Origin of the sequence: Phyllobacterium sp., assembly GCF_037994405.1 — a bacterium.
GTDB lineage: Bacteria > Pseudomonadota > Alphaproteobacteria > Rhizobiales > Rhizobiaceae > Phyllobacterium.
Map to the genome: position 1 here is coordinate 1 of NZ_JBBNAN010000234.1, position 22,289 is coordinate 22,289.

At 55.4% G+C, this 22,289-nt stretch carries 16 protein-coding genes; 8 read left to right on the plus strand and 8 right to left on the minus strand.

The annotated features are described in order from the left end of the window. From AAAC48_RS12990 to AAAC48_RS13005, 4 genes are all read right to left on the minus strand, one after another. The coding region (locus tag AAAC48_RS12990) for an ATP-dependent helicase (RefSeq protein WP_340654571.1) at positions 1-1,617 on the minus strand (1,617 nt) is incomplete at its 3' end. Positions 1,618-1,783: 166 nt separating this feature from the next. Continuing rightward, positions 1,784-2,182, minus strand: a complete 399-nt coding sequence (locus tag AAAC48_RS12995) for a hypothetical protein (RefSeq protein ID WP_340654572.1) — start codon at positions 2,180-2,182, stop codon at positions 1,784-1,786. Positions 2,183-2,297: 115 nt separating this feature from the next. Beyond that, the gene (locus tag AAAC48_RS13000; RefSeq protein WP_340654573.1) at positions 2,298-3,968 is read right to left on the minus strand and encodes a PAS domain S-box protein; all 1,671 of its coding nucleotides are present in this window, start codon (positions 3,966-3,968) and stop codon (positions 2,298-2,300) included. A gap of 858 nt (positions 3,969-4,826) precedes the next feature. Further along, positions 4,827-7,010, minus strand: coding sequence for a PAS domain-containing sensor histidine kinase (locus tag AAAC48_RS13005; RefSeq protein ID WP_340654574.1), 2,184 nt, complete (start codon positions 7,008-7,010; stop codon positions 4,827-4,829). Positions 7,011-7,181: 171 nt separating this feature from the next. Here AAAC48_RS13005 and AAAC48_RS13010 point away from each other — a divergent pair, with 171 nt between their 5' ends. Continuing rightward, the gene (locus tag AAAC48_RS13010; RefSeq protein ID WP_340654575.1) at positions 7,182-7,688 is read left to right on the plus strand and encodes a peptide deformylase; all 507 of its coding nucleotides are present in this window, start codon (positions 7,182-7,184) and stop codon (positions 7,686-7,688) included. 6 nt (positions 7,689-7,694) lie between these two features. Here the strand turns inward: AAAC48_RS13010 and AAAC48_RS13015 are convergent, their stop codons facing one another. Further along, on the minus strand, positions 7,695-8,189 hold the full coding sequence (locus tag AAAC48_RS13015; protein WP_340654576.1) for a cupin domain-containing protein: 495 nt from the start codon (positions 8,187-8,189) through the stop codon (positions 7,695-7,697). Between the two features lie 193 nt (positions 8,190-8,382). On the opposite strand from AAAC48_RS13015, the gene AAAC48_RS13020 reads away from it, so the two are divergent. Then, positions 8,383-9,780, plus strand: coding sequence for a diguanylate cyclase (locus tag AAAC48_RS13020; protein WP_340654577.1), 1,398 nt, complete (start codon positions 8,383-8,385; stop codon positions 9,778-9,780). On the opposite strand, the gene AAAC48_RS13025 is transcribed toward AAAC48_RS13020, so the two are convergent. Next, positions 9,770-10,792, minus strand: coding sequence for a substrate-binding domain-containing protein (locus AAAC48_RS13025; protein ID WP_340654578.1), 1,023 nt, complete (start codon positions 10,790-10,792; stop codon positions 9,770-9,772). The genes AAAC48_RS13020 and AAAC48_RS13025 overlap by 11 nt on opposite strands. Positions 10,793-10,990: 198 nt before the next feature. Between AAAC48_RS13025 and AAAC48_RS13030 the strand changes: the two genes are divergently transcribed. From AAAC48_RS13030 to AAAC48_RS13045, 4 genes are all read left to right on the plus strand, one after another. Continuing rightward, complete coding sequence (locus AAAC48_RS13030; protein ID WP_340654579.1) at positions 10,991-12,019, plus strand: ABC transporter substrate-binding protein; 1,029 nt, start codon at positions 10,991-10,993, stop codon at positions 12,017-12,019. A gap of 94 nt (positions 12,020-12,113) precedes the next feature. Further along, positions 12,114-14,342, plus strand: coding sequence for an iron ABC transporter permease (locus AAAC48_RS13035; protein ID WP_340654597.1), 2,229 nt, complete (start codon positions 12,114-12,116; stop codon positions 14,340-14,342). After that, positions 14,339-15,400: an ABC transporter ATP-binding protein gene (locus AAAC48_RS13040; protein WP_340654580.1), complete on the plus strand. Its 1,062-nt coding sequence runs from the start codon at positions 14,339-14,341 to the stop codon at positions 15,398-15,400. Before AAAC48_RS13035 ends, AAAC48_RS13040 begins: the two co-directional genes overlap by 4 nt. Before the next feature lie 28 nt (positions 15,401-15,428). Further along, the gene (locus AAAC48_RS13045; RefSeq protein WP_340654581.1) at positions 15,429-16,229 is read left to right on the plus strand and encodes an inositol monophosphatase family protein; all 801 of its coding nucleotides are present in this window, start codon (positions 15,429-15,431) and stop codon (positions 16,227-16,229) included. 15 nt (positions 16,230-16,244) lie between these two features. Here AAAC48_RS13045 and AAAC48_RS13050 read toward each other — a convergent pair whose 3' ends face one another. Beyond that, complete coding sequence (locus AAAC48_RS13050; protein WP_340654582.1) at positions 16,245-16,454, minus strand: hypothetical protein; 210 nt, start codon at positions 16,452-16,454, stop codon at positions 16,245-16,247. 263 nt (positions 16,455-16,717) lie between these two features. On the opposite strand from AAAC48_RS13050, the gene AAAC48_RS13055 reads away from it, so the two are divergent. Then, positions 16,718-18,535, plus strand: coding sequence for a thioesterase family protein (locus AAAC48_RS13055; RefSeq protein WP_340654583.1), 1,818 nt, complete (start codon positions 16,718-16,720; stop codon positions 18,533-18,535). A 4-nt stretch (positions 18,536-18,539) separates the two neighbouring features. Here AAAC48_RS13055 and AAAC48_RS13060 read toward each other — a convergent pair whose 3' ends face one another. Further along, positions 18,540-20,831 (minus strand): EAL domain-containing protein, encoded by a 2,292-nt coding sequence (locus AAAC48_RS13060; protein WP_340654584.1) that lies wholly within the window; start codon positions 20,829-20,831, stop codon positions 18,540-18,542. A 593-nt stretch (positions 20,832-21,424) separates the two neighbouring features. Between AAAC48_RS13060 and AAAC48_RS13065 the strand changes: the two genes are divergently transcribed. Next, entirely contained in the window at positions 21,425-21,784 is a 360-nt protein-coding gene (locus AAAC48_RS13065; RefSeq protein ID WP_340654585.1) for a nuclear transport factor 2 family protein, read from the plus strand. The last annotated feature ends 505 nt before the right edge of the window (positions 21,785-22,289 follow it).

A 22,289-nucleotide genomic window follows, 5' to 3' on the forward strand; every position in this document is an offset into this window, starting at 1 on the left:
CTCGGTCAGGAATCGTTCGCGTGAGGGATAGCCTGCCGCAATCTGCTCCAGCTGGACTATGTCGGCCTGCCGCGTCGAAGCGTCCTCGTGAATACGTTCGAGGTGTGGCTCATACCAACGGCGGGCGCGTTCGATCTCGGCGGGCCAGCCGGAATTCCCGGAACGGAGCTGCAGCAAAGTATTCACCAACGACGTCCAGTGCTCGCCTGTGCGTGGAGGAGCCGGGATATCGGACAGTGCAGTGAGAGGATCCGCATGCTCGGTCATCATGTCGAGCACCTTCTGTGCGGAGGCGGGACCCACACCAGGCAAGAGCTGCATCAGCCGGAACCCGGCAATCCTGTCCCGCGGATTCTGCGCAAAGCGCAACACCGCGAGCATATCCTTGATATGGGCGCTATCGAGGAATTTCAGCCCGCCGAATTTGACGAACGGGATATTGCGGCGCGTGAGCTCGACTTCGAGCGGGCCGCTGTGGTGCGAAGTGCGAAACAGAACGGCCTGCTGCTTGAGTGTCGTGCCAACTTCCCTGTTCTCCAGAATCCGTTCGACGATGTAGTTGGCCTGGTCGGCCTCATCGCGGACACTAACCAGCTGTGGGCGCTCAGCCGATTGTCGTTCCGTCCAGAGATTCTTGGTGAAGCGCTCGGATGCAAGATCGATCACGCCGTTTGCAGCGGCAAGGATGGGCTGGGTCGAACGGTAGTTGCGGTCCAGCGTAATGATGTCTGCTGCGGGACTGAATGCATTGGGAAAGTCGAGGATATTGCGAACCGTTGCAGCCCGGAAGGAATAGATGGACTGCGCGTCGTCACCAACGACGGTCAGTCCCCGTCCTTCTGGCTTCAACGCGAGCAGCACCGAAGCCTGAAGCCGGTTCGTGTCCTGATATTCATCAACGAGCACATGGTCGAATCGCCCGCCAATGTCGCCGGCAAGCAACGGATCGACGACCATCTGCGCCCAATAGAGCAGGAGATCGTCATAGTCGAGAATGTTCTGTTCCTGCTTGGTCTCGACATAGGTGGCGAATAGTTCGCGCAGTTGCTTTTCCCAGTTGGCGCACCACGGGAAGGACAAGCGCAACACGTCGTCGAGGGACATTTGCGAGTTGACAGCCCTTGAATAGATGGCGAGGCAAGTGCCTTTGGTCGGAAAGCGGCTTTCCGTCTTTGAGAAACCGAGTTCGTGACGAACCAGGTTCATCAAATCGGCAGAATCTTCCCTGTCATGTATGGTGAAATCCGGGTTCAGACCAATCTGCTCGGCATAATCACGTAGAAGCCGCGCACCTATTGCGTGAAACGTCCCTGCCCATGTGAGGGCGCCGCTCATTGCGCCGCCATTTTGTCCGAGAACCTGAGTGCAGATGCTTTCGACGCGGCGCGTCATCTCAGCTGCCGCGCGACGCGAAAAGGTCATCAGGAGAATACGGCGCGGATCAGCGCCGTTGACGATCAGATGGGCAACACGATGCGCCAGCGTATTCGTCTTGCCGGAACCTGCACCTGCAATGACCAGAAGCGGCCCGGCGGGCATTTCATCGGCAGGCCCGACACCATATTCCACGGCTCTGCGCTGTTCGGGATTCAATCTTTCCAAATGCGCAATGCTCATGGAGTCTCCGACGTGTTTCTTTTGTTCGGCCTCCACACCAAATTTCGCCGGCAGGTGCGGGCGAATCAAGCGGTGGCGGCGAACAAATAAGGAACGTATCATCGGCCCAGCGTGTTGGAAAGCTGGGTTATAGACTTTTGACTAAGAAGGTTGGGAGAAACCCGGTTCAGACCCGCCGGACTTCTTGAATGCTCACGATCTCCCGCGAGAAAAGCACGACCGCAAAGATCAGAACGCCGGCAAAGGTAATCATTGCGCCAATGCCAACCAACGGTTCCAGTTGAGCGTTACCGAGTTCCATGAAGTAAAGCGCGGGCAACATGACCAGAAGGCCGATCGTATAGATCGCGTAGTGGACCATCGCCAGGCGCTTGCTGGCCTTGGCCGGATTGAGTGCGTAATACCCGCCAAAAATAGCGCTTGAAACCCAGCCGAGAAGATTGAGATGAGCATGGGCTGCGATTGTGTTGTGGTTCCCGGATATCCCCATTTGCAGGCCAATCGCCAGACCAATGATCAGCCATATGACTGCAGTCTTGAAGAACAGGTGAGAAATTTGTGGCATTGCGGTCCCCTCCGAACGCGATTTTTTATGATACGTGGAGGATACACGTGTGCTTCGTGTCTTGCCAGCGGGTGAGTCTAAGCAAAAATAGTGAGATTTGGTACCGGCACATGGATCAGGCCGTGGATGCTGCTATATTCTCCATCGGTGCGCGTACGGTCCAGACGATACGATTGGGCGTCTGCTCCAGAATGCCTTCGCCACCGAGCGAGAGCGGTGTCACGCGCTCAAGCACAACCTTGCCGAAACCGCGATTGCGGCCAAGCCTCACAATCGGCCCATCTGATTCAATCCATGCCAGATAGAAAGTTCGGCCTTCGTCTCCGACGTACCAGTCTACGATTATGGTGCCGCGTTCTGCAGAGAAGACACCGTATTTGGCGGAATTCGTTGCCAATTCATGGAACGCAATACCGAGATACTGTACCGCATTCGGTTGAAGTGTAATTGACGGTCCGGACATGGTAACGCGCGTTTCGTCGCCGAATGGCTTGATTTGCGCCACCAGCAGGTCTGAAACCGTTGCGCCACGCCAGGCGGCGTGCACAAGCAGATCATGGGAGCGCGCAAGGGCCATAATCCTTTCACGAATGTGCTGCTCGAACTCGGCCGTATCATTGGTGCGATTGCTGGTCTCCCGGATCATGGAGAGGATCACCGCATACTGGTTCTTTACCCGATGGTTCACCTCGCGCATCAACATCAGAATACGGTCTTCGGCTTCTTTCTTTTCCGTAATATCGCGCGCGATTTTTGAAGCGCCAACAACGCGGCCGGAGGAGTTTTTAACCGGCGATACCGACAGCGAGACGTGGATACGGGTGCCATCCTTACGCCGCCTTATCGTTTCATAATGGTCAATCCGCTCGCCCTTGCGAATTCGGTTAACAATACTCGGCTCTTCATTCAAACGATCGGTAGGGATTAGATGCGTGATTGAGCGGCCAATCATTTCTTCCGCGGTGTAGCCGAATATTCGTTCCGCCCCCTTGTTCCAGCTGCGTATGGTCCCTGAAAGATCCTTGCTTATGATTGCATCATCCGATGATTCCACAATGGCCGCCAGCCGCTGAGCTGTGTCTTCATCGCGTTTTGGCTCGCTGATATCCAGGAGCATGTTCAAAGCGCCAGTGATCTTGCCGCGCTTGTCCCGCAGCAAAACAGGAAATTGCAGGAACGAGACGCGGCTGCCATCGGGTCTTTCGGCAATCGCCTCTAGTCCGCGAACCTCGCGTCCTTCGCGCAAAGTCACGGCCATTGGGCATTCATCATGCCGCATGGGCATTCCGTCAGGCCAGTACAGTTTCCATGACCCGCACCATTCATCTTCACCTATCCGGGGTCTACGTCCCCAAAGTTCAGCAGCTGCGCGGTTGTAAAAGGTGATGATTCCAGATTTGTTCGTCGTATAGACAGCAGCCGGAAGGTCCATGATGATAAAATCACGGCTATAACTATCCATGCCATGTAAAGCTGCGAGAGAAGAATCAAAATTACTTTGCGGAACGTCCACAATATCCCCAATCCATTCGCAATTTTCTTCCTGTTGTCCTTGAAAACCAAGAGCCAGTTTTACAATCAAGATTCCAAGCAAGCGCTCACCGCAGGTAAACTGTTTGTGGTGGACTTGGTTCCATCGCCATGGCGTAGAAAGTGAATTGGGATCAATCAACGGCCATTTGCGTTTCATTCGGTGGATGTCACGTCGAGCATTGTCGAATGATATATGATAAGACTGGCGAGTCTGCTGTTTGCCGTTCTTGCGCTCATTCCAGCTGGTGCCCATCTGTTCTCAATGAATAACAACTTTGGCTTGGACGTACTGACTATCTTGTCGCGCAACGAGCTTATGACGGATGGAGCCTCTTTGCGATTGTCATGATTGGCGCGCTGCTCTCGACGTTATTATTATCCCTTTGGCTCTACCGTGCTGCGCAACCCTTCAAACTTACGGGTAGCGGCGTTTCTTTGCATTGTGAGCACCCAGGTGATCTTCTGGCTGGTCACTTACCCTGCCAACAATGCAACTGAAAACTGGACCAAATGCCCGAGGGTTGGGAAGCGCTGCGCAGGCAGTGGGAATATTCACACGCGGCAGGCGCTGTGCTGAACTTCATTGCTCTATTTCTATTGATGTTATCGGTACTTCGGACCGAATAAGATCAGAAGCCCAGAATAACAACAGGCCGATTTCAAAAGAAACCGGCCTGTTTTAAATCTCATGCGCGCGTCTCGCGCGGCTTTAGCTCTGTGAGCTTGGCTATATCGAGTCTAACTTCGATATTCAAACTGCAAAGATGACAGCTGCAACTGCTAGCGCGCCAAACAAAATCATTGAGCATGTCATCCAGTTGGAGATATCGCCGTTTTCTTTCGTATGTCGCATCATCGCCTGTATCCTCCTGAGCATAGCCGGATAGGACCGGCCCGTTCTCAAAAATCACGCATATTCGTCGCTGATTTTGGTTCCAGTGATCTTTTCTAAATTGTCGTGATTCACGCGCTGTCGCCGGATGGCAGAAGGCTTAGTTCTAACGTCCCGGTTTCAGCGAAAGGACTATAGCGCTTTCAATTTAGCCATTCAATTTATGCTGAGGTCGCAGCTAATCACAAATTGATATGGAATGTATAGATTGTAATAAGCCTACGCGGCGTCTGGCAGCTTTGGAAAAATCATTCGCACCAAGGCTCCGCGTCCGCCATGGAAGCTCTCCGGAGCATCAAGCATTTCAAGGTGTCCGCCGTGATCCTCGACGATTTTCTTGACGATGGCGAGACCGAGACCAGTGCCTTTTTCGCGTGTCGTTACATAGGGTTCCAGCAATTGATGCCTGTTTTCCGCCGGCAATCCCTTCCCGTTGTCCAGAACTTCGACAACGATGGACGGACCGGCACTTAGCGCGCGGACGAGAATGTGGCCTGTCTCGATCGCTCCGGTCTGCAGCGCCGCATCGATGGATTCTGATGCGTTCTTGATGATATTACCGAAGGCCTGGCCAAGCAGGCGATTATCGAAGTTGCCGATCAAGGATTCATCGGCGATTTCATGATCAAACTTGATCTGGCTGTTACTGATTTCGACCAGGAACGAAGCGTCACGCAACACATCGCGAATGTCGGTCGCTGCCAACTGCGGCTTGGGCATGCGGGCGAATTCAGAGAATTCATCCACCATACGACCTATATCGCCGACCTGCCGGATGATCGTCTCGGTACATTGGTCGAAAACCTCGCGATCTTCGACGATGACTTTGCCATAACGGCGACGAATGCGCTCAGCCGAGAGTTGAATGGGCGTCAATGGGTTTTTGATCTCGTGAGCAATTCTTCGGGCAACGTCCGCCCACGCAGAGGACCGATGAGCGGCCACCAGATCGGTGATGTCGTCGACGGTCACGACATAAGAAGTATTCTTTGTATCGGCATCTTCCCGAGTAATCTGGACATTGAGGGAGCGTGCAACGCCATTTCGCGTGACGCTGATTTGCTTGCGGCTGGAGGACCGTCCGTTTTCCCGCGCAGCATCGAAAACCGGCCCGATCTCCGGCAGGACCTGGACCAGATTCTTGTTGGCTGCCTGCACGCCGTCGATCGACAACATTTGTTCGGCTGGCCGGTTGAGGTCGGCGATATTGCCCTCGGAATTGACGCTGATAACACCAGCTGTCACCCCGGACAGGACCGCCTCTGTAAACCGCCGTCGCTCGTCGATCTCGTCCTTCGCTGAGAGAAGGGCGCTGTGCTGGGTCTTAAGCTGCTCAACCATGTTGTTGAAGGTGTGGGAGAGTGAGCCGATATCGCCATCTGAACCGCGTACCGGCACCGATACATCGAAATTGCCTGTGGCTACGTCTTCCGCCGCGCCGATCAATATGCGGATTGGCTGGACCACGCGGTTGGCCACAGCAATGCCTGTCCACACGGCGGTGAGCAGCAGCAGCAATGTAAGTTCAGTATAGAGCAGCGCGTAGGCGATCTGCGTGTTGGACCGATTGCTGGCCAATGCCTGGTATTCGGTATTGTTGTCCGTCATGACACGCATATTGTCCAACGCCGAAGAATCCACCGCACGAATTGTGTAGAGGTAAAGATCCGGGAGTGCCTGCGTCTTGATCACCGCACCGACGAGGTTCGTGTCACCTGGCGGTATCAGAACAGGCTTGTCGCCCGCCGCACCCTTCAAGGCCTTGAGGGGGACTGGAGGCAATGTATTGTCGTTGAAAAGTTCGGCACTAACAACGACTTCGCCAGTGGATTTGACCAGCGAGGCTCCCAGAAGATTGTTGCGGCCGGCATCGTATGTCAGCCAATCCGAGAAAGCGCCCCGGTCGAGACTGTAGAGCATCCTCCGCTGGTCGAGGTCGATCACCATGGAAAGTGTCGTTGTTAAGAGGCTCTGCGCGTTGTCTTCGGTGTAGGATTGCGCTGCCTTGATCGACATGTCGATAATCTGGTTGTTCTCGGGGTTAATCCATGAGTTCAACCGGTTATCGAGGACAATAAGCGAAAAGCAGGCAACAATGATCGATGGTATCGAGGCGATCAGCGCAAATATGATCGCAATATTGGTATGCAGATCGTTATGCTTTTCCTTGCTCTTGAACAGGAACAGCTTTTTCAAGGTCGCATAGGACAAATAGACCAGTACCAGGATCGAAATGGCATTGGCAGCGATGATGAACTGCGTCGTCCGCTTGGTTGGCGAAATATTCGTGATGCCCATCATGATGATGAACGAGACGATCGTCGTCACCAGGACGAGGAGCGTCATGATCAACGCGCCCTTTGGCAGAACTTGCGGTTTGATTACAGTCTTGGTGGCGGACATCCATTCGTCTCGTCGGGCCACGCCGATTGTTCGGAGTGAAACCTCATAGTCCCTTTGTCGATTATCGATCGCGATGCCGCTTGTAAAGGAAGCTTGCGTTCCACGCACCATTTGCGGCAAGAGGCTTTGTGTGCGTTGCCGATGTGCCACGCGCAGCCATCGGAGCAGTTGATGACAATCCGGACGATTTTGAAATTTCCCAACGCAAGCCTGCGGCTGCCCGCCGAGCCCGTGATCGAGTTTGACGACGACCTGAAAATTTTAGCCCAAGACCTGCTGGAGACGATGCGCGCTGCTCCTGGAATTGGCATCACCGCACCGCATATCGGTGTACTGAAACGGCTTGTTGTCATCGAGTTGGGGCCGAACAGTGACCCTGGTTTCTACGTCAATCCAGAAATCGGGCAGGCCTCGGGCGAGATGTCCAGGCATATGGAGGGAAGTGTTTCGATGCCGGGTGTCTCCGATGAGATAGAGCGGCCTGCCTCTGTCCATGTCCGATATCAGGATTTGTCGGGTGCATCTCGAACAGTAGAAGCGAAGGGGCTGCTATCCGTCTGCCTGCAGCACGAAATCGATCAACTCGATGGCAAATTCTGGATTTACCGCTTGTCGAAACTGAAACGTGACCGCCTTGTCAAGCGTTTCGAAAAGCTGCAGCGCACAGTGAAGGAGTAACGCGGTTCAGCGATGAATAGGGTCCTTCCACAGGACCCCTTCCGGTTTCTCCACAGGTTCGATATCGAGATTGACGACCACCGGTTCCTGACCTGATCGAACGACAACGCATTCGAGCGGCGCGTCCGGACTGGCGTTGATCTCCTGATGCGGCACGTAGGGAGGCACGAAAATGAAATCGCCCGGTCCCGCTTCTGCGACATATTCAAGCTTGTTGCCCCAGCGCATGCGCGCCCGGCCCTTTACCACATAGATAATACTTTCCAGATCGCCGTGGTGATGTGCGCCGGTCTTGGCGTTCGCGTGGATAACGACAGTTCCTGCCCAGATTTTCTCTGCTCCGGCCCGGGCGCGATTGACCGCCGCAGCGCGGTTCATGCCCGGCGTCTGAGCCGTATTCGGATCAAGGGAATCCCCGGGAATGACTTTCACGCCATGCTCCCTCCAATCGATGGGATGTTCATGACCATCAGTGCCGTTGTGGTGATGTTCGTTGGACATGGTCGCCTCCCGCATCTTTCGAGACCATGTGATAAGCTTAATCAGCATCACCGCGCTGCGCCAGACCCACTGTGTTGATGACGATTAATTAACCTCAGCTACGAGTATTTACCTTGACGATTTAGCTCTTCGCTCGCCAATGTAAGTGGACTGTGGCGGGACATTTTTCCGCAGTTGTTCGGAAGACTGGGTGATGCCAATCAGTAAATCGCGAAAATCACCGTTCGATCCAGGAAATGAGCGCGGTGACGATCGTCTGCTTCAGATCGAGGCAGTTTATGACAAGGTCCCTGTCGGCCTGTGCTATATCAATCGCAACGGCGCTTTTGTTACGATCAACGATCAGCTCTCGCGCATGCTGGCTATCTCCAGCGAGAAGGCTGTCGGTCAGCCCATCGAAAACATTGTACCCGATCATGCACTCCTCTTGCGCGAGGACCTTAAGGCCGCTGTGGCTGGAACCGTGATTCCCGATCGGCAGATTGAGTATGCCCAAGAAACCTTCATGGTTTCTGCGGCACCGGTGACGAATGATCTGGGCGAGTTCGCCGGCATCTCGGTTGCCTACACGAACATTACCAATTTGAGAAGAATGGCCGAGAGGCTGCGGGAAACGGAGCAGCGCACGTCGTACGCGCTGGAGAGTGCCGGTCAATGGATATGGGATTTGAACATTGCGACCATGCGCGTATGGCGTTCCCCGCAATATCGCGTGCTGCTCGGCCTTGATCCTAACGGCGCAGAATCTGAAAGCGTTGCCTGGGATATCGTCCACCCCGATGACAAGGCCCACGCCATTCAAGCGTTTGAAGATGCCGTCAGTGGCCGCAAATCGCACTTCGAAGCGATCTACCGCGTTCCGCGTGGCGGCGGCGGGGACGCATGGATTCTAAGTCGTGGCAAGGTAGTCGAATATGGTCCCGACGGTACGCCGCTGCGGCTGCTGGCGACAAGCGTCGATATCAGTGCACAGAAGCTTGTCGAGGAGCAACTCTCGACCACGGTTCAAGAGCGGCTGGAACTGGAAAAGAAGTTGCTGGAAGCGAACCGCAAGCTGAAGAACCAGTCAGAACGCGATCATTTGACTAATCTGCCAAATCGGCGAAAGTTCAGTCATTTGTTGAAACGAGAGTTCGCGCGCTGCGCCGAGAATGCGCAAACTCTCGCAGTCCTGATGGTCGATATTGACCATTTCAAAGCGTATAATGATTTCTATGGGCACTTGGCCGGGGACAAATGCCTCGTGCATGTCGGGCGCGCGCTGAATAAGGTGGTCAAGCACAGCGGGGGATCCATCGCCCGCTTTGGCGGCGAGGAGTTCGCGGCACTTCTGTCCGGCGTCACATCAGAGCAAGCCTGTGACCTGGGCACTCAAATGCTTAATGCCGTTTGGGCCTTGCAGCTCGAACATGGCGGCAGTCCAATCGGCATGGTTTCAATCAGTATCGGCGTTGCCGTTTTCGATTGCGCGAATCGTGCGGCGTTTGATGGTGGTCCCGATGATCTCCTCAATCTTGCCGACAGCGCGCTTTACGAATCAAAGCGAAATGGCCGGAACAGGATCAGCGTCTGGGGCGCGTTTACGAAATAACCCGTTGCGTGGCGCGAACCGACTGCCGCCAGATCAGCGGGGCATGCAAACGAACCGGGGGGACTTCTGAGGCCGGCTCTGCCTCGCGATCTCCAAGCCATGCAATACTGTTTTTCACAATCTCGTCCACGGGCTGGGAAAACGTCGTCAGGCCATAGGAGGTCCATGCGGACTGCTCGATGTCGTCGAAGCCGACGACACAGAGGTCTTGCGGAATACGCAGCCCAAAATCGTGCCGTGCGCCGTCCATCAAACCGAATGCCATCAGATCGTTGACGCAGAACACCGCGTCCGGTCGGTTCGGTTCTGTAAATAAAGTCTGGGCGATCTTGCGGCCGCTTTCATAGACGGTGTTGCCACAGCGCACGACTGTCACCGCAAGTCCGAATTCTGCAGCCGCGGCGATGAAGCCACGTTCGCGCGCCATCAGACTCGGTGTTCCGACTTCGGAGTTGGCGAAGGCGAGGTAACGACACCCGGCGCGCAGGAACGCATGCACCGCCACTCTTGCAGCATGGCCATCGTCAAGGTTGATGCGGAAAGGCCCCTCGATATCATCGTCGCGGTTGATCAGCACAATGCGCTGTCCGCTGTCGAGACAAAGCCTGGTAATCGCTTTGTCAGGCAGGCCGGACAACAGAATTGACGCATCTGCGCGATAATGCAATGTCTGGCGTAACGCTGCGTCGACGCTGCCATCCGAGCGATCCGTGTTGATCAGCATTGAGATCTTTCCGGCCTTCTGCAATTCATGGGTGAGGGCGCGTACCAGCCCGGCGCGGTAGGGCGTATCCATTTCCGATACAACGAGGCAGACAATACCGCTCTCACTGCGCATCAGGCCGCGCGCCAGCTGGTTCACGTGGTAGCCAAGCGCTTGTGCAGCCTTCATTACACGCTGGCGCGTCTCCTCCGATACACTGGCGCCCGGCGTAAATGTACGCGACACAGCCGAGCGGGAAACGCCGGCTCGCTTGGCCACGTCATCGGCGCTGACGAATGATTTGTTCACCTACTTGATTCCAAGTGATTATCTGTCTCTACCCATATCTTGCACGCGCTTGCGAGAACTTGCAATCGTTGCGTGGGTGAATTTCCTGAATGGAAGCAATAAGCTTACTTGACAAGCATATATGGCATGTGAAACTTTTGCACACGCTTGCAAAACGGCGTGCGGCATGGAGGTGCCGCTTTTTCAGGGAGGAACAACATGCGTTCAATATTCGCAATCGCCGCTGCTTTTGCTGTTGGGCTTCAAATGATGCCAACTGAAGTGCGTGCTGCTGAAAATCTCAATCTGATCTGTTCGGCCGATGTCGTCATCTGCGAGTTGATGAAGGGCATGTTCGAAAAAGAAACGGGTATTCAGGTCAATATGGTGCGCCTGTCGTCGGGCGAGACCTATGCGAAAATTCGTGCCGAGGCACGCAACCCGAAGACCGACATCTGGTGGGCAGGTACAGGAGATCCGCATTTGCAGGCGGCTTCCGAAGGGCTGACCCAGGAATACAAGTCGCCCATGCTCGATCAGTTGCAGGATTGGGCGAAGAAGCAGGCGGAGAGCGCCGGATACAAGACTGTCGGTGTCTATGCAGGGGCACTCGGCTGGGGTTACAACACCGAGATCGTCAAGAAGAAGGGTCTGAAGGAAGCCAAATGCTGGGCCGATCTGGTCGATCCATCGTTCAAGGGCGAAATCCAGATCGCCAATCCGAATTCTTCCGGCACGGCCTATACGGCGCTGGCTTCCCTCGTTCAGATCATGGGTGAGGACAAGGCTTTCGATTATCTGAAGCAACTGAACGCGAACGTTTCGCAATATACGAAATCGGGTTCAGCGCCGGTCAAAGCTGCGGCACGCGGTGAAACGGCGCTGGGCATCGTCTTCATGCATGATGCGGTCGCTCAGATTGCCGAAGGCTTCCCGGTCAAGGCTGTCGCACCTTGCGAAGGCACGGGTTACGAAATCGGTTCCATGTCGATCATCAAGGGTGCGCGCAATCTCGATGCTGCCAAGAAATGGTATGACTGGGCGCTGTCCGCCGAAGTGCAGTCGCATATGAAGGAGGCAAAATCCTTCCAACTGCCGTCGAATAAGTCCGCGACGGTTCCGCCGGAAGCGCCAAAGTTCGAAGACATCAAGCTCATCGACTATGACTTCAAAACCTATGGAGACCCCGCCAAGCGCAAGCAATTGCTTGATCGCTGGGACAAGGAGATCGGTGCAAGCGCAAACTGATCTCACTTTGCGACTGACGCGATATGTCCGGATCGATCCGGGCATATCGGCAGCGCAGGTACTTTTCTTCAAGGATTAAGGCGGCGGTGGCGTGATGGAACGTAGCGACCGGAGATTGAATATTGCTCTCGGCATCGGGCTCGCCGGGTACATCCTCGTGCCCTGGTACAGAATCGAAAGCGGCTTCTTCGGCCTCGGTTGGCTCGGCAATTTTCTGACAGGCTCGGCAGAAGCGCCCGGCATCGTGCAAATCTTCGAGCACGGACGCTGGACGGTAGCCGTCATTGGACTGTTTTTCCTCGCAGGCTTTTGCGCGCGCGCCTTCAAGGTTTCGCAGTTGCGTTCAAATCTGCTGATCGCGGCAGGCGCGTTTGGAATTGTCTTCCTTGTTCTGCAGGGACTCGCTGTCGGGTTCACCGGCTGGACCTGGACGATCACTGAAACGCTGTTCGGGCCGCTTGCCGATGGGCAACCGTCGATGGGTGCAGGCGCTGGGCTGGTGGCGCTGTCGTTCGTCCTGATGTTTTCCTTCGGCCTCGCCGAGCGCGGCGTGCTCCGGGGCGATGCCTTCGTGGTCGCTTCGATCGCGCTGCTTGTCTTCCTTGTCAGTATTTTTGTGTTCTACCCCGTGGGCAGCATGTTCGTCGGCGCCTTCCAGAGTTTTGACGGCTCGTTCGATCCCTCCGGATTTGTCCGCAACATTCAGGATCCGTCGATCTGGAGCCTGGATTGTCTCGTCGGCGGTAATCGCTGTGGCGTCGCCTGGCGCACCCTGCTGCTGGCTATCCTTTCGGCGCTCGGCTCCACACTACTTGGTCTCTGCTTCGCTCTGGTTGCAGCCCGTACCCGCTTTCCCTTCAAGCGGGGCCTGCGGTTGCTGACGATCCTGCCGATCATCACACCGCCGTTCGTCATCGGCCTCGCGCTTATTCTTCTCTTCGGCCGCGCCGGTGTCGTGACCCAGCAGCTTTCCAACCTCTTCGGGATTGAGCCGGGCCGCTGGCTTTACGGCCTGACCGGCATCTGGATTGCACAGGTCCTGTCTTTCACGCCTATCTCGTTTCTTGTGCTCATCGGTGTCGTCGAGGGCGTCAGCCCGTCTATGGAAGAAGCATCGCAAACCCTGCGGGCGGATCGCTGGCGTACGTTCTGGAAGATATCATTGCCTTTGATGAAGCCCGGCCTCGCCAATGCCTTTCTGATTGGCTTCATCGAGAGCATGGCGGATTTCGGTAACCCGCTGGTCCTCGGCGGCAGCCATGGAGTGCTTTCAACGGAAATATTCTTCGCGGTTGTCGGCTCGCAAAACGATCCGTCGCGTGCGGCAGTACTGGCGATTATCCTTCTGTTCTTCACGCTTTCGGCCTTCCTTGCACAGCGTGTGTGGCTAGCAGGCAAGAGCTTCGCGACCGTGACCGGCAAAGGCGATTCCGGTGCACACATTGCCTTGCCGCGATCCCTTTCCGTCGGCGTCCACGCTATCGTCATTCCGTGGATACTCTTCACGCTGGTCATCTACGGTATGATCCTTTTCGGCGGCTTCGTCCGCACATGGGGCCTCGACAATACCCTGACCTTCGAGCACTACCAGCGCGCTTTCTCGCTCAGCTTCGAAAACGGCGCCGTCGCCTGGACGGGCGTTGCGTGGAACTCATTCTGGACCACAATCAAGATCGCGCTGATTTCGGCACCGCTTACCGCAGCTGTCGGGCTGCTCACGGCCTATCTGATTGTCAGGCAGCGTTTCGTCGGACGCAATGTATTCGAATTCGCTCTGATGATGAGTTTTGCAATTCCCGGCACCGTCATCGGCATCAGCTACATCATGGCATTCAATCTGCCGCCGCTGGAGATGACCGGCACGGCGCTGATCCTCATCGCCTGCTTCGTCTTCCGCAACATGCCGGTCGGCGTGCGCGGCGGCGTGGCGGCGATGAGCCAGCTCGACAAGAGCCTGGATGAAGCATCGCTGACCTTGCGGGCGACGAGTTTCCGGACAATCCGCAAGGTCATCCTACCCTTGCTCCGTCCGGCGATTGTTGCTGCGCTGGTCTATTCGTTCGTCCGCGCCATCACATCGATCAGCGCTGTCATATTCCTGGTCAGCGCCGAGTACAATATGGCGACCTCCTACATTGTCGGCCTTGTCGAAAATGGCGAATACGGCGTTGCCGTGGCGTACTCGTCAACGCTGATCGTCGTCATGATCGTCATCATCACCTGTTTCCAGCTACTGGTGGGCGAAAGGAAATTGCGCCGCGAGAATCGCGTTGCAACAGCCTTTGTTCCGTCTGCCGCACCACAAGAGAAGGCCGCATCATGACTACCCATCGCACCGGCTCTGTTGTTTTCGCCAATGTCAAAAAGCAGTTCGGCACCTTCACTGCCATCCATGATCTGACGCTGGATATCGAGCCTGGCACGCTTGTAACGCTGTTGGGCCCATCGGGCTGCGGCAAGACAACGACGCTGCGCATGCTCGCTGGGCTTGAGCACCCGACCTCGGGACGCATTCTCATCGGTGATAAAGATGTCACCATGCTTCCTGCCAATGAACGCGATGTCTCGATGGTGTTCCAGTCCTATGCGCTGTTCCCGCATATGTCGGTGCTGGAGAACGTCGCTTATGGGCTAGAGTCATCGAAGATGAAGAAGAATGAAGCGCGGGAGCGGGCCGAAGAGGGACTGAAGCAGGTCGGTCTTGCCGGTTATGGCCAGAGGCTACCCGCTGAACTGTCAGGTGGACAGCAACAACGCGTTGCGGTAGCCCGCGCACTGGTGCTCGAGCCGCAGGTGCTCTTGCTCGATGAACCGCTTTCCAACCTGGACGCCCGCCTGCGCCGCCGCGTGCGGACGGAAATCCGCGAACTGCAGCAGCGCCTAGGTTTCACGGCGGTCTATGTCACCCATGATCAGGAGGAGGCGCTTGCAGTCTCCGACAGGATTATCGTCATGCAGGACGGCGTCGTCGCCCAGCAAGGTTCGCCGCGCGACCTTTATGAAGCGCCAGCCTCCTCGTTCATCGCTGACTTCATCGGCGAAGCCAATGTCGTGCCCTGCGAAGTCCTGCGCAGTGATGGGGGGCAGGCGATCATCCGCGTCGGCAAGCTTGAACATTCTGTTCCGGGTCGGAGCGCCCGCCCGGGACCGGCCAAGCTCGCCGTAAGGCCGAATGCCATCACGCTCGAGGCGGCCGAGAGTGGGGCGTTTCCCGGCAGCATAAGGCACGCCGCCTATCTTGGTGATCATGTGGAATATGAGGTCGAGACGGAGGCGGGCATGCTGTTCGTCGTAGACCCGGCCGTCGACAGAAACCTTGCACCGGCGACCAATGTCAGCATCGGCTTTCACCGTCGTGGCATCGCCATCATCAACAGTTGAAATCTGCATTCATAGCGAAGGAACGAACATGACATCGCATGCCGACACTGATCTTCAGGATCGCTTTGCCCTGGCTCAGAAGATGGCAACCGACGCGGGAGCCGTGGCTCTTGCGCATTTCAACGCGCGGGAACAACTGGTGATCGAGACCAAGGCAGATCCGCACGATGTGGTTTCCATCGCCGACCGCGAAGTGGAAGATCTCATCCGCGCGCGGATCGCGGCGGCTTTCCCTGGCGATGCCATTGTCGGCGAAGAATATGGGGTGAGCGCCGGCACATCCGCCTATACCTGGGTCATCGATCCGATTGATGGCACCAGCCCCTTCGTAAACGGCATGCCGACATGGTGCATTTCCATTGCCGCCTTGCGCGGAGAGGAGATCGCCATCGGCGTCATCTATGTTCCATGCAATGACGAGCTTTACGCCGCCGCCGATGGTATGGGTGCGACACTGAACGGCAAGCTGCTGAAACTCGATGCAAGCCGCAATATTCGCAATGCCGTGACAGGTATCGGTGCGAACAACCACGTGACCCCTGCCACGGTCGCGTCCATCGTCGAGAAACTTCTCGACGCAGGCGGCAATTTCATCCGCAATGGATCGGGTGCGCTGATGTTGGCTTATGTCGCTGCGGGCCGCCTTGTTGGATATTATGAGCCCTACATGCATGCGTGGGATTGCATGGCGGGCTATTGCCTCGTCAAGGAAGCCGGTGGCTGGCACCATCCTTTTCCGGTCGCAGGCGACGGACTTACAAAAGGATCGCCAGTCCTTGCCGCCGCCGCGGGCGCAGTAAGCGACCTACGGGCGATAGCCGGACTATAGGTTCAATGCAGGCGACTATTTCATCGCCGTTTCGGCGGCGATCTTTGCGTGCCTTGCGGCAACCAGCTCTGCGTTGCTCGGCTTGAACCGGTTTCCGATATCCAGATAAGTTGAATAGAGAACTCCGGCCACGAACAGAATCGCAACGCCATAGTCGCATACACTCACCAGGAACGCCCGCGTATGCCGTCCTTCGTCATCGTAGTAGTCTCGAGTTCTTTTCATGGCCCCCACCACATTCTTATTTTACCCGATCACCCATTTTACGTTTGACGCTGCCGCGCCGCAATCAATCGAAGCCTAATCAGTTGGAGTGGGCTGGTTAGTGAGGGTGACCTAGACGTAGAGTGCAGGTCGGTGTTCGCGGGGCGCAAAAAATGTCGGTTTCGGCGTTCGGAGCCAAATGCAAATCATTGACTTATTTCAGCGAATAACATCGATTAAAGTACGATGCTGTAGGGCAGCGTTTCTTTTAAAGCTGGATAGTCATGACGGTCGTGCGGAATCTTTTGTGGTCGCCAACAATAGGCTTATCCTGGCTGTGGGGTTTGGGGTTCTTTTATTCCATCCATGTCACCCTGACCTATGGATGGCTTGGCTTCTTCGGATTTGCCATCGCCAATGTCGCGGGACTTTGGTTGTTCGGCTATATTCTCGGTCGCACTAAGCGTCCACCCGATCAGATCATCAAGGATATTGAAGGCCGATACGCAGGCGTGTTCCTCCTGTTCCAAATGGCAGCGCTCGTCGTCACTATATTCGGGTTCGTCGCCTATCTTTGGCAGCCAATCGTCGGCGAAGGCTCGCCAATCGGCGTTGCTCTGCTGCTTTTGTTCGCCTGCGCCATCGGACATGCGCTATCGTTGCAGCAGATCAAATGGCTGCACATCGTCTATACCGTGGTTGGTGTTGCGGCCGGGACCGTTCTGCTTGTTGGGTTGCGCGAAACTTCCAGCTATCCGGGCGTACCGCTTCAGCAATTCGATAGTCGTTTCTACGGTTTGATCATGCCGACGCTGATCGGCTTTCTGCTTGGACCATGGCTCGATATTCAGCATTGGCAGCGGGCAGTCACGATCAAGCGCGAAGGTGGCAATGTCGGCCTGGCCTATGGTGTTGGTTCGCTGCTGTTTTTCGGCTTTCTGTTTCTGAATGCCTTGACTGCCTCTGCCGTCGGGCCGATTGGCAGTATTCTCTCGATCGATGGTCTGCCCAGTGCACAGGGATCTGTCTCGGCGGCAACTGTGCTTGCTGCCGAGAATGGCCAATCATATCTGGCGGTCGCTTTCGTCATCTGGACGGTGATTGCTCTCGCTTCAACCGTAGACAGCTTTTATTGTGCAACTGAATGGTTCTTGAAGGGTAAGAACCTGCGGAGCAACAGTCCGCTTCTAGCGCTGATCCCCGACGGGGTCGCCTCGTCGCCCCTGTGGCTTCTGCTTGGCGCTGTCTGGGTTGCGTTTACGGCAGTACCGGCGAATTTCTCGCTGATGTATTTCATGATGCCCTTCGCAACGTTGTTTGTCAGCGCCTCGGCCAACTTGCTTTGCGAAGCGCTGGGCGCAAGGCCGAAATTCGATCCAGTCCTGAGCTTTATGATCGGGTGTGGTTCTGCCCTGATCTTTGTGATCGGCTATATCGAGCCAGTACCAGGCTTCCTGGTCATTTCGCCTTTCATAGGTCTCATCGGCGCATTGCCGGTTATCATTGAGCTGGTCGGACCTCGTTCGAAAGCGATACAGGTCGAAATCGTCGATCAGCCTATTCGCATGATGACGCCATCACCGCTAACCGGCGTATCGGAAGGCGAGGAAATGTCACCGTCGCACGGTTTCGATGGTGAGTGGTTCGTGATGCAACTGATTCCCACGTATGACGATACGAATTCGGTCGGTAACGTCTACTTTGCCAACTATGTCCGCTGGGTGGGAAAGGCGCGCGAATTGTTCTTCAACGTCTGCATGCCGGATTTCGACCTTGCGACAACGCGGTTCTATATCCTGACGCGCTCGTTCACACATGATTACCGGCGAGAGTCGAAGGAGTTCGAGCAGATAAGCGTGCGTATCAAGATTGCCCGGCACAACCGCAAGTTCGTGACCTTGGAGCATGAAATTCACAGCGTGGCGCAAGGTTTGCTGGGGCATGGCGAACAGTCGCTGATGTTCGTGGATAGGGAAAACTACAATCCGCTCGACATTCCGGGGGAGGTGATCAAGGGCTTCCTGGCTTACTGGCCCAAGGATTCGCGCCTGTCGCCAAACTACCGACCGCCAATCCAGAACGTAACAAAACGTCAAGCGTGAAACTCTAGCTGGCGACCTGGTAGCGCTCGCTGTCGAAGGTCAGCAGCTCGAAGGTCTTTTCGACCGGCTCAGCAGGGCTGAACAGGAAGCCCTGTACCTGATCGCAACCTTCCTTCTGCAGGCACGCGAGCTGTTCGCGGGTTTCGACGCCCTCCGCGGTTATCTTCATGCCCATGCTGGCGCCAAGACCCATCACTGCACGAATGATTGCAAGGCTGCCGCGGTTGTGGGGAAGATCGCGAACGAAGGACTGATCGATCTTGATCTTATCGAACGGCATCTTGCGCAGGTAGCTCAAGCTGGAATAGCCCGTGCCGAAGTCGTCGAGCGCGATGCTGACGCCCATGGCCCGGAACTGCCGCAGCAACGAGATTGCCGCAACATTGGCTTCCAGGAAAACGGATTCAGTTATCTCGAGTTCCAGACGATTTGGCTTCAGCTTGTTCTTGGTCAACGCATCACGAACGATCGACGCAAGATCCGAATGCCGGAACTGGATCGCCGATATGTTGATCGCCACATGAATGTCTTGCGGCCACGAGACCGCAGTGCGGCATGCCTCCTGAATGATCCATTCGCCAAGCGGGATGATATTGCCGGTTTCCTCGGCGATAGGAATGAAGATCGTGGGTGAGATGAAGCCGTGCACCGGATGCTTCCAGCGAAGCAGGGTTTCAAAACCGACGGTCTTCAGAGTCTGTGCGGAAACAATCGGCTGGAAATGCAGGATGAATTCCTGGCGGGCAAGCGCGCCGCGCAAGTCCATCGCCAGTGCGCGCTTGGCCTCGATGCGTGCGTCCATTTCGACTTCGTAGAAGCGGAAGCTATTCCGGCCTTCGTTTTTGGTCCGATAGAGCGCGAGATCAGCGCAACGCATGATGTCGTTGACACTGTCGGTCGGAGCGATGGCGATGCCGACGCTGATGTGGATGTTGATCTGGATACCATCGATCCAGAACGGCTGTGAGATGCTCTGGACCAATTGTTCGGCGAGTTCGGTGGCCGCAGCCTGATCCGCACCGCGCGCCAGGATTGCAAACTCGTCGCCGGACAGGCGCGCAACCGTATAGGTTGCCGGCGAACTGCCACGCAAGCGATCGGCAACCTGCTTGAGGAGCTGATCGCCGATACCGTGGCCGAAGCTGTCATTCACTGTCTTGAAGTCATCGAGATCGATACAGAAAACAGCAAAGCTGCGTAAGCCCTTCTCGAGGTCCTTGGTCGCTTGGCCGAGCTGATCGGTAAACAGCGTTCGGTTGGGCAGATCGGTAAGCACATCGTAGCGGGCAAGGTAGGACAGCTGATCGTCGGACTGCTTCGCGGCGGTCACATCGGAGCCAACGCCGCGGTAACCGACGAACTGACCGGCGTTGTCAAAAATGGCTTTGCCGGTGAGGGACCACCAGCGTGTCTCGCCCTTGATATTGATGGGCAAAATGTGGTTGCGGAACGTCGTACGGTTCTCGATTGCCTGCCATATGGAGCCAACTTTGACTGCCTCCTCGGCGTGAGCCTGGTCGACTTTGAACAATTGAGCAAAGGGCATGCCCTGTAGCTCTTTTGTTGTCTTTGCAGCGATCTGTGCCAAGCGAGGCGATGTATGCTGAAGCTTCAGGTCCGCGTCGGTTTCCCAGATCCAGTCACTGGCATTCTCCTCGAAATCATAGAGCAACAGACTGATGACCTCCTTCTGCTGCTCCACTTTGATCTGATCCAGGGTGCGCATGACGATGAGGTTGCTCATATGAACGATGGTGAACAGAATAAAGAGGGCATAGAAGGCCAACAGAATCGCTATGAAGAGGAAGAAATCTTCCCCCGTGGAGGCCAAAGCAAAAAAAGAGCCAGTAATGATTGTGCCCGAATATGCAATTGCTGCGAGCGGAACAACGGCTACCCCGATGCCGGTTGCCATCAACCCGGCTGCGGTACAGGCGATCAGAAGGCGGTGATAAGGGTCGGCGTCGAGAAATAGCATCAAGGGAATGCTCGCAAGGCATATGCCATAGAGCGATGAGACAATGATCAGATATTTTATCGCGTCAAAGCTGAGTTCCTTGACTTTTGGCACCTTGTACCATTGCCAGCAGGCAAAAAGGGAACCCACAGTTAACAGAGCGACCACTGTTGCGACACCTGCAAGATAGGGTCGGGGACCAAGGTCCCAAAAGACAAAAGAAACGACGAACACCACGCACATAGCGACCAGGACGGTGAACGGTGCCAGTCTCAGCGCTACGTCCATTTGTTCCGCATAAACCCTGCGCTTGACGGCCGGGTTTATGGCGCCACGCATTCCGAACATCGATCGGATCGCGTCAAATGTATGAAAATTGGACAGCGGCACGCAAAGACCTCAGGATCGTGAGTTCATATTTCCCCATGTTAGTTTTTTTACGTTCGGCATTGGTTAATATACTTAGCATTTTTTTTAATAGTTACCAATGTCTTTATGGCGCGCCATCGCTTTTTGGTTAAGATGATTTTCTCAATATTCAACCATAGGAAAATCGATATTGTATATAATATAGTCCTATTGAATAGTTTTCGTTTGAATTGATGTAAATCCCTTAAAAATATAAAAAGAAATGTCGTTCCTTTTCTCAAATATGTCCATGTAAATCATTTATTACGGTCGACGCAATTTGCGGAATGCAAAATGCGACCTAGGATAGGTGATTTGGTATATCTCGATGCATCAAAGGAGCAAGCTGTTGCCTAACGCCCCATTGGCCGTCCAAAGCAGCCATACGCGCATTGGCTTGACCGGCACCATGCTCAATGGCTTTAAATCTAGGCAGCGTTCCGGATTGAAATCAACCGGTCGAATCCGACTTCGGCTTGAGTAGTTTCGCGGTTTGACTGGTATGCCATCAGAGGAGAGTCACCATGACCGATGAAGTAGGACGTGATCCGGCGCGTGATCCTCAGGATTTGGAACGCCTGCTGATTTCCCGACAATGGGTGGGAGACGTTGACGGTATGGCGGCCCTTTTTGAGCCGGATGCCGTCATCGATAGTGGTGAGGGGCAATTGACGCGCGGCAGGGACGCAATCCGAGCGCTATTCGCGGAGATCACCGCAACCGGTCGCAAATTTGTTGCGGGAAACCAGAGTCCGGCTGTTATCAATAGGGACTTGGCGCTGACGTCAACGCGCCTGCCCGATGGCAGCGTGACTGCTGAGGTCGCCCGTCGGCAAGGTGACGGCACTTGGCTATGGGTCATCGATCGATTCTCCATCACATAGCACGTCTCCCGGCGGTCTGCCGGTAGCTAGAATTCAAACTAAGGCACTGGCAAAATCTGTGGTTGCTTGGATTTACCCGCAATGTGCAATATACATCTGGAGTAAGGAACGGGCTTTCACCCGCCCCTCGTTTTCTAGAAGTTGAATCGAACCCGGATGATGACTTGCCAGCCAGTCCGGGTTCTTTTCATTTCTCGTGTGATGCAAAACGGCACACGCCGTATTGTTGACCTCCAGCGTTGACGACGAGGCCTTTGCCTGGTCGGGAGGCCAATCTTCCCGATGCACCGGCTGGCACGGTGCTTTCTGCTTCTGCCGGCAAAACCCGATCGCACGGCGCGTGCTCGTCAAGCTCATTGCTTGCTTTGAGATGCTCGACAACGAACGCAGGGTTGAATCCGGCAGTGTATGCGGTTGTTTTGGAATAGCGTTTTCAGAATCGGCCGAAATATGGAATGGGCTGTGTGTCGGCGTGGACCGACATTCCCTATTGTCGGACTCATGA

Bases quoted from the DNA above. Each gene is read 5' to 3' on its own strand.
- AAAC48_RS12995 (WP_340654572.1), bottom strand. From the start codon at position 2,182: ATGCCACAAATTTCTCACCTGTTCTTCAAGACTGCAGTCATATGGCTG.
- AAAC48_RS13000 (WP_340654573.1), bottom strand. From the start codon at position 3,968: ATGGGCACCAGCTGGAATGAGCGCAAGAACGGCAAACAGCAGACTCGC.
- AAAC48_RS13005 (WP_340654574.1), bottom strand. From the start codon at position 7,010: ATGTCCGCCACCAAGACTGTAATCAAACCGCAAGTTCTGCCAAAGGGC.
- AAAC48_RS13010 (WP_340654575.1), top strand. From the start codon at position 7,182: ATGACAATCCGGACGATTTTGAAATTTCCCAACGCAAGCCTGCGGCTG.
- AAAC48_RS13015 (WP_340654576.1), bottom strand. From the start codon at position 8,189: ATGTCCAACGAACATCACCACAACGGCACTGATGGTCATGAACATCCC.
- AAAC48_RS13020 (WP_340654577.1), top strand. From the start codon at position 8,383: ATGCCAATCAGTAAATCGCGAAAATCACCGTTCGATCCAGGAAATGAG.
- AAAC48_RS13030 (WP_340654579.1), top strand. From the start codon at position 10,991: ATGCGTTCAATATTCGCAATCGCCGCTGCTTTTGCTGTTGGGCTTCAA.
- AAAC48_RS13035 (WP_340654597.1), top strand. From the start codon at position 12,114: ATGGAACGTAGCGACCGGAGATTGAATATTGCTCTCGGCATCGGGCTC.
- AAAC48_RS13040 (WP_340654580.1), top strand. From the start codon at position 14,339: ATGACTACCCATCGCACCGGCTCTGTTGTTTTCGCCAATGTCAAAAAG.
- AAAC48_RS13045 (WP_340654581.1), top strand. From the start codon at position 15,429: ATGACATCGCATGCCGACACTGATCTTCAGGATCGCTTTGCCCTGGCT.
- AAAC48_RS13050 (WP_340654582.1), bottom strand. From the start codon at position 16,454: ATGAAAAGAACTCGAGACTACTACGATGACGAAGGACGGCATACGCGG.
- AAAC48_RS13055 (WP_340654583.1), top strand. From the start codon at position 16,718: ATGACGGTCGTGCGGAATCTTTTGTGGTCGCCAACAATAGGCTTATCC.
- AAAC48_RS13060 (WP_340654584.1), bottom strand. From the start codon at position 20,831: ATGCGTGGCGCCATAAACCCGGCCGTCAAGCGCAGGGTTTATGCGGAA.
- AAAC48_RS13065 (WP_340654585.1), top strand. From the start codon at position 21,425: ATGACCGATGAAGTAGGACGTGATCCGGCGCGTGATCCTCAGGATTTG.